This is a genomic window from Pseudomonas sp. BNK-15 (assembly GCF_047456105.1).
Classification (GTDB): Bacteria; Pseudomonadota; Gammaproteobacteria; order Pseudomonadales; family Pseudomonadaceae; genus Aquipseudomonas; species Aquipseudomonas putida_E.
The window spans coordinates 427743-441636 of sequence record NZ_CP179898.1 but is presented as its reverse complement, the minus strand read 5'-3'; the positions used below and the strand labels follow the sequence as shown (position 1 = coordinate 441636).

Genomic DNA, 13894 nt, shown 5'->3' with positions numbered 1-13894 from the left:
GGCTGTGTAGCCAATAGGTTAGGGAGGCGTGCGCTCATGGCTAAGTCAGTCGGTGTGGTCAGCAAGGTGGTGGGGCAAGTATTTGCCGTTGGCAGCGATGGCAGCCGACGCCCTCTGATCGAGGGCGATCGCCTGTACGCGGGCGAGCAGTTGCAAACGGGTACCGCAGGTGCCGTGGCTGTGCGCTTGCATAATGGCGCCGAGCTGACACTCGGCCGCGACAGCAGCCTGGCCATGACTGAAAAGCTCCTGGCTAACCAGGCCGCCCCTGTACAGGCTCAGGACGTTGCGCCGAGCGAGGCGCAGCTGAGCGATGTCGAGCGTATTCAGCGGGCGATTGCCGCCGGCGATGACCCTAGTGTCAACACCGAAGCCCCTGCCGCTGGAAATGGCGGCAACGGCGCGCCAGGCGCACTGGGCGGTGGCCACAGCTTTGTGTTGCTTACCGAAGTGGCGGATCGGGTTGACCCGGTGGTGGGCTTTCCCACGGCTGGCTTCAATGGCATTCCTGAATTGGCCAACCGCTATGTGGGTGGCCTGGATGGCAGCGGGCGCGACTCCTTGGGGGGTGGCAACGGTGGCAATGGTGGCCTGCCGCCTGGTCCGCCCAATCCGCCGGAGCAGCCCAATCCACCCATCACACCGATCGACGAAAACAGTCCGGTAGAGTTGCGGGGGTTGAATGTCAGCCCTGGCGAGCTGAGTCTGGATGAGGCCAATCTACCCCAGGGGTCGGCCAGCAACCCCGCAACCCTGACCCAGCAAGGCAGTTTTACCGTGCTGGCGCCAGACGGCGTGTACAACCTCAGTGTGGGTGGCATCAACGTGGTGACCGCTGGTGTGGTGACCGGTGTTGGCCAATCGATCACCACGGGCCTGGGCAACACCCTGACCATTACCGGGTACAACCCTGCCACGGGCGTGGTGAGCTACAGCTACACCCTGACCGGTGCCGAGCAGCACGTTGAGGGCGCGGGCAACAACTCACAGGGCGAACAATTGCCGGTACTGGTCAGCGACAGCGACGGCGATGTTGCCCAAGGGTCGCTGGATGTGATCGTCCGTGACGATGCGCCCCAAGCCGTGGATGACAGCAATGCGCTAGCCGCCACCGAACAGCAAACCGAACTGACCGGGAATGTACTGGGCAATGACGTGCAGGGCGCCGACCGCGTGCCCGGTGGCCCGGTAATCGCCGGGACCTTCACCGGTACTTACGGCACTTTGGTACTGGCCGCAGACGGTTCCTACACCTACACGCTGAACACCAGCGACCCGGACTTCAAGAGCCTGGGCGGCGGTGGCCAGGGCGTGGAGAGTTTCACCTACACCATCAAGGACGCCGACGGCGACACCAGCAGCGCGACCCTGACGCTGAACGTGACCAACCTGAACGACCCGGTGACGCTGGATGGGCTCGGCGTGCAGGGCGGCGAACTGACGGTATCTGAAAGCAACCTGCAGGACGGCAGTGCACCCGATGCCGGCGCCCTGACCCAACAGGGCACCTTCAAAATTACCGCCCCAGACGGCTTGCAGAGCCTGAGCGTGGGTGGCATCAGCGTGGTCAGTGGTGGGGTGGCGGCGGGCTTCCCGCAGTCGATCGTCACGCCTGAAGGCAACACGCTGACCGTGAGCGGGTATGACCCGACGACGGGTGTGGTGAGTTACAGCTACACCTTGGTGGACAACGAAAACCACCCCGGCGGCGAGGGCAGCATCAGCGAAGTGTTCCAGGTGGTCGCCACGGATGTCGATGGCAGCACTGCGACCGGCAGCCTGGACGTGATCGTCCGTGACGATGCGCCCCAAGCCGTGGATGACAGCAATGCGGTAGCCGCCACCGAACAGCAAACCGAACTGACCGGCAATGTACTGGGCAATGACGTGCAGGGCGCCGACCGTGTGCCCGGTGGCCCAGTGATCGCCGGGACCTTCACCGGTACTTACGGCACCTTGGTCCTGGCCGCAGACGGTTCCTACACTTACACGCTGAACACCAGCGACCCGGACTTCAAGAGCCTGGGCGGCGGTGGCCAGGGCGTGGAGAATTTCACCTACACCATCAAGGACGCCGACGGCGACACCAGTAGCGCGACACTGACGCTGAACGTGACCAACCTCAACGACCCGGTGACGCTGGATGGGCTCGGCGTGCAGGGCGGCGAGCTGACGGTATCTGAAAGCAACCTGCAGGACGGCAGCGCACCCGATGCCGGCGCCCTGACCCAGCAGGGCACCTTCAAGATTACCGCCCCAGACGGTTTGCAGAGCCTGAGCGTGGGTGGCATCAGCGTGGTCAGTGGTGGGGTGGCGGCGGGCTTCCCGCAGTCGATCGTCACGCCTGAAGGCAACACGCTGACCGTGACCGGCTATGACCCGACGACGGGTGTGGTGAGTTACAGCTACACCTTGGTGGACAACGAAAACCACCCCGGCGGCGAGGGCAGCATCAGCGAAGTGTTCCAGGTGGTCGCCACGGATGTCGATGGCAGCACTGCGACCGGCAGCCTGGATGTGACCCTCCGTGACGATGTGCCCCAAGCCGTGGATGACAGCAATGCGGTTGCCGCCACCGAACAGCAAACCGAACTGACCGGGAATGTACTGGGCAATGACGTACAGGGCGCTGACCGTGTGCCCGGTGGCCCGGTAATCGCCGGGACCTTCACCGGTACTTACGGCACCTTGGTGCTTGCCGCAGACGGTTCCTACACCTACACGCTGAACACCAGCGACCCGGACTTCATGAGCCTGGGCGGCGGTGGCCAGGGCGTGGAGAGTTTCACCTACACGATCAAGGACGCCGACGGCGACACCAGCAGCGCGACACTGACGCTGAACGTGACCAACCTCAACGACCCGGTGACGCTGAATGGGCTCGGCGTGCAGGGCGGCGAGCTGACGGTATCTGAAAGCAACCTGCAGGACGGCAGTGCACCCGATGCCGGCGCCCTGACCCAACAGGGCACCTTCAAGATTACCGCCCCAGACGGCTTGCAGAGCCTGAGCGTGGGTGGCATCAGCGTGGTCAGTGGTGGCGTGGCGGCGGGCTTCCCGCAGTCGATCGTCACGCCTGAAGGCAACACCCTGACCGTGACCGGCTATGACCCGACGACGGGTGTGGTGAGTTACAGCTACACCTTGGTGGACAACGAAAACCACCCCGGCGGGGAGGGCAGCATCAGCGAAGTGTTCCAGGTGATCGGCAAGGATGTCGATGGCAGCACTGCGACTGGCAGCCTGGATGTGAATATCGTCGACGATCTACCTCAGGCTGATGACGATCAGGCCGCCGTGGCTAAAGGCGGTGTGGTGTATGGCAATGTGATGTACAACGACGTGGTGGGCGCTGACGTCCGCGGCGACGGCCAATATGTGGTCGGTGTGCGCGCGGGCAGCGATACCTCCACGTCGGCTATCGGCCAGCTCAACACCCAGGTCAACGGCCAGTACGGCTACCTGACCATCGATGCCCAGGGCAACGCCGAGTATCACTCCAACCCGAACGTCACCTCACCACGGGATGCCGTCGATACCTTCGTCTATACCATTCGCGACGCCGATGGCGACGAAAGCACCACGACCATCACCATCAACGTGCACAATTCGTTGATGGCTTGCGAAGATCGTGACATCACGGTTCACGAGAAAGCCCTGGACCTGCAAAAGGACGGTAACGACCTGGCCGCCGGCAATGTCACGGGGAGCGACTCAGCTTCGAGCCAGGAAACCACATCCGGCACATTGGTCGGCTCAGCCAGCGGCGGGGTAGGTGCGCTCACATACGCACTGGTCGGAAATGCCGTAGGCCAATACGGCCAGATTCAGCTCAATGCTGATGGCTCCTACACCTATACGCTGACCTCGCCAGCGAACTCCCCGACCCATGCCAACGACGGCGCCAATACCGTGACTGAAACCTTCACCTACCAGGTGCAGGACTCGCTGGGCAATTCGACCACCAGCACCATCGTCATAACCATCGTCGACGACGTGCCGACAGCCAGCAGCGATTTCGTCAGCGTGGCCAAGGGCGATGTGGTGTATGGCAACGTGATGTACAACGACGTGGTGGGCGCTGACGTCCGCGGCGACGGCCAATATGTGGTCGGTGTGCGCGCGGGCAGCGATACCTCCACGTCTGCTATCGGCCAGCTCAACACCCAGGTCAACGGCCAGTACGGCTACCTGACCATCGATGCCCAGGGCAACGCCGAGTATCACTCCAACCCGAACGTCACCTCACCACGGGATGCCGTGGACACCTTCGTCTATACCATTCGCGACGCCGATGGCGACGAAAGCACCACGACCATAACGATCAATGTGCATAGTGCGCTGATGACCTGTGCGGACCACGACGTCACTGTCTACGAGAAAGCGCTGGACCTGCATAAGGACGGTGGCGACCTGGCCGCCGGCACCGTGATTGGCAGCGACCCAGCATCGCACCAGGAAACGGCCTCTGGCACCCTGGCCGGCTCGACCAGTGGCGGGGTCGGCGCACTGACCTACACCTTGGTCGGCAATGCTGTCGGCCAGTACGGTCAGATCCTGCTGAACGCTGATGGCTCTTACACCTACACCCTGACCTCACCGGCGAATTCGCCGACCCATGCCAACGACGGCGCCAATACCGTGACTGAAACCTTCACCTACCAGGTGCAGGATTCTCAGGGTAATTCGACCACCAGCACGATCGTCATCAGCATCGTCGACGATGTACCGACGGCCAACGCCGATTTCGTCAGTGTCGCCAAAGGTGATGTGGTCAGCGGCAATGTCATGTACAACGATGTGGTCGGTGCCGACACCCTGAGCGATGGCAAGTACGTGGTAGGCGTGCGCGCTGGCAACGATACCTCTAGCTCTGCGCTCGGCCAGCTCGACAGTCAGGTGCATGGCCAGTACGGCTATCTGATCATCGATGCCCAGGGCAATGCCGAGTACCACTCCAACCCCGATGCCGTCGCGCCGCGTGATGCGCTGGATACTTTCGTCTACACCGTTCGTGATGCCGACGGCGACGAAAGCACCACGACAATCACCATCAACGTGCACAACCCTTCACTGCAGCCATGTGGTGACGGGGGCGTCACGGTGTTCGAAAACGCGCTGGACCTGCACCGCGATGGTCACGACCTGGCTGTTGGAACCGCCACCGGCAGCGACCCAGAGTCGACCCGCGAGACCGCTTCCGGCAGCCTGGTCGGCCAGGTTGCAGGAGGCGTGGGGGCGTTGACCTACACCTTGGTCGGCGATGCCGTTGGCCAATACGGCCAGTTGCTCCTCAATGCTGACGGTTCATACACCTACACCCTGACCTCGCCGGCGAACTCGCCGACCCATGCCAACGACGGCGCCAATACCGTCACCGAATCCTTCAGCTACCGGGTGCAGGACACGGTGGGCAACTGGACCACCAGCAGCGTCAGCATCACCATCGTCGATGACGTCCCGCAAGCCCATTGCGACTTCGTCAGCGTGGGCAAGGGCGACATCGTGCGCGGCAACGTGATGTACAACGATGTGGTGGGTGCCGATACCTCGAATGACGGCGCCTATGTGATTGGCGTGCGCGCCGGGCATGACACCTCCACCGCTGCCAACGGTCAGCTCGACAGCCATGTGTATGGGCAGTACGGCTACCTGACCCTCGATGCCCAGGGCAACGCCGAGTATCACTCCAACCCCAATGCCGTAGCGCCGCGGGATGCGCTCGACACCTTTGTTTACACCATTCGCGATGCCGACGGCGACGAAAGTACCGCTACCGTGACCATCAACGTGCATGACCAGTCGCTTCAGCCCTGTGGCGACGGTGGGGTCACGGTTTACGAAAAAGCGCTTGACCTGACCAAGGATGGCCAGGACCTGGCGGCCGGAAATGTCAACGGCAGTGAGCCTTGCTCGACTGCCGAAACGGCTGCAGGCAGCCTGGTCGGACAAGTCGGTGGCGGCGTCGGTGCATTGACCTACAGCCTGATAGGCAATGGCATAGGCGAGTACGGTCAGATCCACCTGAACGCAGACGGCTCCTACACCTACACCCTGACTTCACCAGCGAATTCGCCGACCCATGCCAACGATGGTGCCAATACCGTCGGGGAGTCATTCACCTACAGGGTGGAGGATACGCAAGGTAACTGGACCACCAGCAGCGTCACCATCACCATCGTGGATGACGTGCCGCAGGCCCATTGCGATTTTGTAAGTGTCAGCAAAGGCGAGGAGGTGCGTGGCAACGTCCTGTCCAACGATGTGATCGGCGCTGACGTGCCGAGCGATTGCGGCTACGTGGTGGGCGTGCGCGCTGGCGATGACACCTGCACCTCGGCTATCGGTCAGCTCGGCAGCCAGGTGGCAGGCCAGTATGGCTACCTCATACTGGACGCCAGGGGGAATGCGATTTACCACTCCGACCCGAGCGTCGTGGCACCGCGGGATGCTACCGACACCTTCGTCTACACCATTCGTGATGCTGACGGTGACGAAAGCACCGCGACCATCACGATCAACGTGCACGACAATTCGATAGCCGAATGTGGCGCCGGGTACGCCAGGGGGCAGGAGCAACGGGTTGTCGATCGCAGCGCGTTCACGCTCGATGCCAGCAGCATGACCGCGGCGCTGGTGGTGCTCGGCTATCTGGGCGCGTCCGGCATGGTCAACGCCCAAGGCAATGCCGAAGAAGTGATCAATGTTACCCTGCGCAAAGGTGAAGCCTTGCAGCTGAATCACACGCCCGATGGCGGCGACCTGGCAATGCAGTGGAAGGATGCCGGTGGCAGCTATCAGTCCATCGCCTCGGGAGACAGCTTCACGGCCAGCCATGACGGGGTGTACAGCATTCACCTCAGCGACCCGTTGGGTGCAGCCAAAGGCGGCGAAGGCTACAAACTAAACATGGTCCTCGACTACGCCAATGTGCAGGACGCGGCCCCGCTCACGGGCGCAGGCAGTGAGCATTTCACTGCTGGAGTTATCGACATTGCTTCGTTTGAAGCCCATGCCGCCGCTGGCCATGGGGTGAGCGCTACGGCTGACTACGCTCAGGCCGAGGGCGCGGTCACCGTCGACCTAAGCCTTGAAGGGGCGCAGGACACTGGAGGTGCGGGGGTTGAAACCTTGAGTGGCATTTACAACCTGGTCGGCTCGGACTATGACGATACCTTGATCGGCAACAGTGCCAACAACGTGCTCAACGGCGGTGCAGGCAATGATGTGCTCAAAGGGGGCGGCGGCAATGACATTTTGATCGGTGGCAATGGCAGCGACACTTTCGTCTGGCAGAAGAACGACAGCGGCCATGACACGCTCAACGATTTCACCCCAGGCAGCGACAAGCTCGACCTGTCGCAGCTGCTGACGGGTGAACACGCCACGGCGGCGTCCCTGGATGAATACCTGCACTTCAAGGTCAGTGGCGCCGGGGCGACAGTGGTATCGACCATTGAAGTCAGCAGCGTGGCGGGGGCGGCGCCGACGCAGACGATCGACCTGGCCGGCGTTGACCTTGCGCAGCACTACGGCGTGACGGCGGGGGCGGGCGGGGTGATATCGGCGGGGCCGGATACGGCGACCATCATCAACGGGATGATCGATGATCATTCGTTGAAGGTGGACACGGTGTGAGCTGCGCGGCCTGCAAGTTTGCTTGAAGCTTGTGGCGCTATCTCCGGATTGCCGGCGATAGCGCCAGAGCTGGCTGCGCTGTTCAGCCTGGCCGGTGCAATGTCTTCTGCTTGAGAATGTACAGGCTCACAAGCACCGCACTGGTCAGCATGAAGGCCCGTGCCCAGAACAGGGGCACCAGGTAGCAGGACAGGCCGATGCTCGCCCACATCAGGCCGATGGCGTATACCTTGCCCTTCAAGGGGATACCTTCACCGCTCAGGTAGTCGCGGATCCACGGCCCTAGCGTGGGGTGGTTGACCAGCCAGTGATGAAAGCGTGGCGAGCTGCGGGCGAAGCAGGCCGCCGCCAGCAGCAGGAAAGGGGTGGTGGGCAACACCGGCAGGAAGATCCCCAGCACCCCCAGCGCGACGCTGAGCCAGCCGATGGCCAGCAGCAGGTAGCGCACAGCCGACTCAGTGGTGGCGTGGTTTGAGCAGCGCAGGCTTCTCGTCAGGTGCGTGCAGCAGCAGGAACAACGCGCTCAGCGCCTCTGGGATCTGCACGATCATGTCGTCCTGCAGGTTGGCGTTGCTGGCGATGTCGGCGAATTCCGGTTGTTCGTCGAACAGGCCCGAACCGACCATGATCGGCAGCAGCATCTCGCTGACTTCTTCTTCGGCGTTCTCGAACCAGGCCTCTTCACGCAGGAAAACGCCTTCCATGAAGCCGATGCACCAGCCGCGCAGGTCGGAGTCGTCCGGCTCGTCGGTCAGGTCCAGCTCGCACGGCAGGTCGAATTCTTCGTCGCTGGCCAGCTGACGGGCGATATGGCCCTTCAGTGCCACCAAGGTAGCTTCGATCTCGGTGCGCTGGGCATCGCTGGCGTAATGGGGCTCTTCGGCGAACAGCGCGTCGATCCATTCACGTTCGGGGACGTCTTCCGAGCAGATCGACAGCGCGGTCAGGTAGCCGTGGGCGGCGACGTAGTCCAGCGCTTCTTCGTGCAGCTCATCGGCGTCGAGGAAGGCTTGCAGGCGGGTCAGTTGCTCGGCGAAGGACATTACAGGGCTACCTTGGGGAATAAACGATAGTGAATTCTAGCACCTTGCGGCGATGGCGGGGCAAAGGGAACGTCTGTCACCGGGCATCCTGCACAGCCTGGCACTGGGGTATACTTCGCGGTTTTTCACCCAAGGGGCGGGTTTCCCCGGCCTCTGGCAAAAGCCGCTTACGCATTTGGCGTGTGCGGAGCGGGTTTTTCGTCCAGCCTGTGTCCAGGATGGTACGGCGATTTGTGGAGTTGCACATGCTCGAACAGGCTCAGCGCGTTCTCAAGGATATCTTCGGCTACGACAGTTTCCGTGGGCGCCAGGCAGCAATCATCGAATGCGTGGCCAATGGCGGCGATGCCCTGGTGCTGATGCCCACCGGTGGCGGCAAGTCGCTGTGTTTCCAGGTACCTGGGCTGTTGCGCCCGGGCCTGACCGTGGTGGTGTCGCCGCTGATCGCGCTGATGGACGACCAGGTCGCCACCCTCGATGAACTCGGGGTCGCGGCGGCTGCCCTGAACTCCACCCTCAGTGCGGAACAGCAGCGTGACCTCGCCGGGCGCCTGCGTCGCGGTGAAGTGAAGATGCTTTACCTGGCGCCTGAGCGCCTGGTACAGCCGCGGATGCTGGATTTCCTTCGCGGCCTGGACGTTTCCCTGTTCGCCATCGACGAGGCCCACTGCGTTTCGCAATGGGGTCACGATTTCCGCCCGGAATACTTGCAACTGGGCCAGCTGGCCGAGCTGTTCCCGCACGTGCCGCGCATCGCCCTGACCGCTACCGCCGACATGCGCACCCGCGAGGAAATCGTCCAGCGCCTGCACCTGCAGGGCGCCGAACGCTTCCTGTCGAGCTTCGATCGGCCAAATATCTTTTACCGCATCGTGCCCAAGGAGTCGCCGCGCAAGCAGTTGATGGCCTTCCTCGGCGAGCGCCGCGGCAACGCCGGCATCGTCTACTGCCTGTCACGCAAGAAGGTCGATGAGACCGCTGCCTACCTGTGCGACCAAGGCTTCCCGGCGTTGCCGTACCACGCCGGCCTGGCTGCTGAAACCCGTTCGGCCAACCAGCACCGCTTCCTCAACGAGGAAGGGCTGATCATGGTCGCCACCATCGCCTTCGGCATGGGCATCGACAAGCCCAACGTGCGCTTCGTCGCCCACCTCGACCTGCCCAAGTCGCTCGAGGCCTATTACCAGGAGACGGGGCGTGCCGGCCGGGATGGCCTGCCGTCCGATGCCTGGATGGCCTACGGCCTGCAGGACATGGTGATGCTCAAGCAGATGCTGCAGAACTCCGACGGTGACGAGCGCCACAAGCGCGTCGAGCAACACAAGCTCGACGCCATGCTGGCGCTGTGCGAGGAAACCCGTTGTCGCCGCCAGGCGTTGCTGGCCTATTTCGATGAAGTACTCGAACAGCCCTGCGGGCATTGCGACAACTGCGTAGACCAGGTCCAGACCTGGGATGCCACCGAGCCTGCGCGCCAGGCGCTGTCGGCGGTGTTCCGTACCGGCCAGCGTTATGGGGTCGGCCACCTGATCGATGTGCTGCTGGGCAAGGATACCGAGAAGGTGCGCAATTTCGGCCACGAAAAACTTTCGGTGTTCGGTGTTGGCAAGGCGATGGCCGAGGTTGAATGGCGTTCGCTGTTCCGCCAGTTGGTGGCCCGCGGGCTGGTCGACATCGACCTGGAAGGCTACGGCGGCCTGCGCCTGTCCGACAGCTGCAGGCCGCTGCTGCGCGGCGAAGTGACCTTGCAGTTGCGTCGCGACCTCAAGCCGCAGACAGTGGCGAAAACTTCTTCCGGCGGCGGCAGCCCGGCCAGCCAGCTGGTGCGCGCCGAAGAGCGCGAGCTGTGGGAAGCGCTGCGCACGTTGCGCCGCAAACTGGCCGAAGAGCACAGCGTGCCGCCTTATGTCATCTTCCCGGACTCCACGCTGCTGGAGATGCTGCGCAGCCAGCCGGCCAGCCTCAGCGACATGGCCCAGGTCAGCGGTGTGGGTGCGCGCAAGCTGGAGCGCTATGGCCAGGCCTTCCTCGAAGTGCTCAATGACGCCGGTGGCACCACCGAGGCGCCCAAGGTGGTACTCGACCTGCGCCACGAACTGGTCAGCCTTGCCCGTGCCGGCATGACCCCGGCACAGATCGCCGGCCAGCTCAATTGCAGCGAAAAGAACGTCTACAGCTTGCTGGCCGAGGCCATTGGGCGCCAGGAACTGAGCTTGGACCAGGCGCTGGACCTGCCTGAAGACTTGCTGATGGAGGTGCAGGATGCCTTCCTCGATGGCGAAGGCGAGCTGCCACCGGTATCGGCCATTGCTCCGCTGTTCGGCGCACGCATACCCGAGGGTGTGCTGTACTGCGTGCGTGCTGCGCTGGCGTCGGAATTCGAGCTCTGACGATGGAAGACATTTCGGACATCCGCTGATCAATGTCATCCTTTTTGACGATTTTCAGGGCTTTGCGGGTGGGGCAGCCTTGCCTGATGGCCCGGGGCATGGTTAGCTGACTAATAATTAGTTCTAGTCAATGAGTTGTTTATGCCCCTGACCGACAACCAACACCGTTTCGGCATGCAGCTGGCCCAGATGTCCCGTGGCTGGCGTGCCGAACTGGATCGCCGCCTGGCCGGGCTCAACCTGTCCCAGGCGCGCTGGCTGGTGTTGCTGCACCTGGCTCGTTTCGAAGAAGCGCCGACCCAGCGCGAGCTGGCGCAAAGTGTAGGCGTGGAAGGCCCGACCCTGGCGCGTCTGCTAGACAGCCTGGAAAACCAGGGCCTGGTTCGACGCCAGGCGGTGCTTGAGGACCGGCGGGCGAAGAAGATCCAGTTGTGTCCACCGGCCAAGCCCCTGATCGAGCAGATCGAAACCATCGCCAATGCCCTGCGCCTGGAATTGTTCACCGGGGTGGATGAGGCTGACCTGGATGTGTGCATGCGGGTGCATGCGAAGATTCTGGCCAACCTGGAAAAATCCTGAGGCCCGGTTCGGGCTTCAGGCTCAGAACGTATTGCCCAGGTTCAAGTAGATTGCCTGCTCATCCGCGCTGTTGGCCCCATAGCTGAGGCTCAACGGCCCCAGTGGCGTGTCCAGCCCCAGGAAGATACTGGCGGCATTGATGTAGCCACTGTCGAACTCATTGTCGTTGTTCCACGCCCGTCCGCGCTCGAGTGACCCGCCTATGTACAGCGGGAAGTCCAGCGGCAGATAGGAACGCGGCGTGAGGCGGCGGTAATAGACCATGCGCAGCAGGCTCACGTTCTGCCCGGATACCGAGTCCTGGCGGAACCCGGACAGTTGCCGCGCCCCGCCAAGCACAAAGCTCGACGTCACGACTTCGGTGTCGTCGAGCGTGCGTCCATACCCACCACCGAGCACCAGCGTGTTCGGCCCGCTGCTCAAAGCCTTGTCCAGATTGAACATCCACTGGCGATAGTCCGCGTCCGAGTCCAGCGATTTGTCGTATTTGCGCAGGGTCAGGCCTATGTTCTCGCCACTGTGCGGGAAGTACACATTGTCGAGCGTGTCGAACGAGTATTTCAGCTCGTAGAAACCTTCGTTGAAACTGACCTTGGGCAGGTCCTGTTCACCAATGCGCACCTCGGCCTCGCCCCAGGCCTTGCCCGCACCCAGGCGCACTTCGCCATAGGTGCCGATCTGGCGGCCGACGTTGAGACCGAAACCGTAGCGCTCGAGGCGGTATTCGGCTACTGGGTCGCTGTCCAGGGTGGCTTCGATGTTCTGCGAGCCGAAGTCCAGATAGGGGGCGATGAAGTAGCGTGAGCCCACGTCAAGCGGCTGGTAGAACTCGCTGTAGAGCTCCTGCTTGTCACCGATCTGCGCGCGCGTCAGCCACTCGGCGCCCAACTGGTTGATACCATTGACCCGATAGCTGGCGCCCAGGTTGAAGGCGCTGTCGCCGCGCAGGTCGTCCGACAGGTTCAGGCCCAGGCGCAGGTAGTCGGTGCCGCCGCGCTTGCCACGGGCGTTGATCACCAGGGTGTTGTCGTCGCCTTTATGGACCACGCGGTATTGCACGCGGTCGAAGTAGTCCAGGCCATACAGGGTGCCCATGTCGGTTTGCAGGCGGTCGAGCTCCAGCGGTTCGCCGATTGGCTGGCGGATGTAATAGCGGATCACGTCATCGCTGACCTTGGAATCGTTCTCCACCTTGATGGCCGTGATCACCGGGGTGCGCTGGCGCGGTGAGCGTGCCATGGCCAGTTCGGCATCGCCTTCAGGCTGGCGCAGGGTGGCCAGGCGAGGGTCGAGCAGGCGGGTTGCACGGTAGCCGGCCTCGATCATGTCGCGCGCGCGGCCGAAGTCGGTGACGCCGAACGCGGCCAGCTGTGGCTGGATGAGGATGTCATCCCTATGCAAACTGGCCAGTTGTTCTTCGGAATTGCGCCGTGTCATCAGGGTGATCGACTGGTTGAGTACATCCACCACCGTGGCCAGTTGCTTGCGGTCACGCAGCGGGGTGCCGATATCGACGACGATGGCCAGATCAACGCCCATGTCCCGGGCCACATCCACGGGAATGTTGTCGACCATGCCGCCGTCCACCAGCAGGCGCCCATCAAGCTCGACAGGGGCGAACACCGCCGGGATCGACATGCTGGCGCGGATCACCTGGGGCAGGTGGCCGCGGCGGAATACCACCTTCTCGCCGCTGGCGATGTCGGTTGCCACGGCGCGGAACGGTATTGGCAACTTGTCGAAATCGCGGGTATCGGCGGTGTGGGCCAGCTTGCTTTCCAGCAGCAGTGCGAGGTTCTGGCCCTGAATCACCCCAAGTGGCAGGCCAAGGCTGCCGTCGTCTCGAAAACTCAGCTTCTGCTTGACCAGAAAGTCGCGGTCATCCTGCTTGCGCCGGAAGGGCACGTCCTTGCGCGGTGGGGCATCGGACAACGCCTGCTGCCAGTCGAGCGTAGTGGCGAGTTTTTCCAGTTCCTCGACGCTGTAGCCGGACGCATACAGGCCGCCAACCACCGCGCCCATGCTGGTGCCGGCGATGGCGTCGATGCGCACGCCCTGTTCCTCCAGGGCCTTGAGCACGCCGATGTGGGCCAGGCCACGGGCAGCGCCCCCGGAGAGTACCAGGCCGACCTTGGGGCGTGCCGCCTCGGCGAGCACGGTGAAAGAGCTGAGCGTCAGCAAAAGGCAGAACAGCAGGCGGCGCATCGTGAGTCTCAAACAGGGGGTTAAAGACCGCTAGTATAA

General features: G+C 62.9%; 6 protein-coding genes. 3 read left to right on the top strand and 3 right to left on the bottom strand.

The window, feature by feature from the left end:
• Nucleotides 1-36: 36 nt before the first annotated feature.
• Nucleotides 37-7638: a retention module-containing protein gene (locus ACMGF5_RS01885; RefSeq protein WP_414157532.1), complete on the top strand. Its 7602-nt coding sequence runs from the start codon at nucleotides 37-39 to the stop codon at nucleotides 7636-7638.
• 82 nt (nucleotides 7639-7720) lie between these two features.
• On the opposite strand, the gene ACMGF5_RS01880 is transcribed toward ACMGF5_RS01885, so the two are convergent.
• Entirely contained in the window at nucleotides 7721-8086 is a 366-nt protein-coding gene (locus tag ACMGF5_RS01880) for a YbaN family protein (RefSeq protein ID WP_012315633.1), read from the bottom strand.
• 7 nt (nucleotides 8087-8093) lie between these two features.
• The gene (locus ACMGF5_RS01875) at nucleotides 8094-8681 is read right to left on the bottom strand and encodes a YecA family protein (protein ID WP_039602166.1); all 588 of its coding nucleotides are present in this window, start codon (nucleotides 8679-8681) and stop codon (nucleotides 8094-8096) included.
• Between the two features lie 245 nt (nucleotides 8682-8926).
• Here ACMGF5_RS01875 and recQ point away from each other — a divergent pair, with 245 nt between their 5' ends.
• Nucleotides 8927-11071 carry a DNA helicase RecQ gene (gene recQ, locus ACMGF5_RS01870; protein ID WP_251961734.1) on the top strand — a complete coding sequence of 715 codons (2145 nt, stop codon included), beginning with the start codon at nucleotides 8927-8929 and terminating at the stop codon, nucleotides 11069-11071.
• Nucleotides 11072-11212: 141 nt separating this feature from the next.
• Nucleotides 11213-11650, top strand: a complete 438-nt coding sequence (locus ACMGF5_RS01865; protein WP_046785416.1) for a MarR family transcriptional regulator — start codon at nucleotides 11213-11215, stop codon at nucleotides 11648-11650.
• A 21-nt stretch (nucleotides 11651-11671) separates the two neighbouring features.
• Here the strand turns inward: ACMGF5_RS01865 and ACMGF5_RS01860 are convergent, their stop codons facing one another.
• Entirely contained in the window at nucleotides 11672-13855 is a 2184-nt protein-coding gene (locus ACMGF5_RS01860) for a patatin-like phospholipase family protein (protein WP_046785415.1), read from the bottom strand.
• Nucleotides 13856-13894: the final 39 nt, after the last annotated feature.

Excerpts from the sequence above, each read along its gene's own strand:
- ACMGF5_RS01865 (WP_046785416.1), top strand. The coding sequence starts at position 11,213 with ATGCCCCTGACCGACAACCAACACCGTTTCGGCATGCAGCTGGCCCAG.
- recQ (WP_251961734.1), top strand. The coding sequence starts at position 8,927 with ATGCTCGAACAGGCTCAGCGCGTTCTCAAGGATATCTTCGGCTACGAC.
- ACMGF5_RS01885 (WP_414157532.1), top strand. The coding sequence starts at position 37 with ATGGCTAAGTCAGTCGGTGTGGTCAGCAAGGTGGTGGGGCAAGTATTT.
- ACMGF5_RS01875 (WP_039602166.1), bottom strand. The coding sequence starts at position 8,681 with ATGTCCTTCGCCGAGCAACTGACCCGCCTGCAAGCCTTCCTCGACGCC.
- ACMGF5_RS01860 (WP_046785415.1), bottom strand. The coding sequence starts at position 13,855 with ATGCGCCGCCTGCTGTTCTGCCTTTTGCTGACGCTCAGCTCTTTCACC.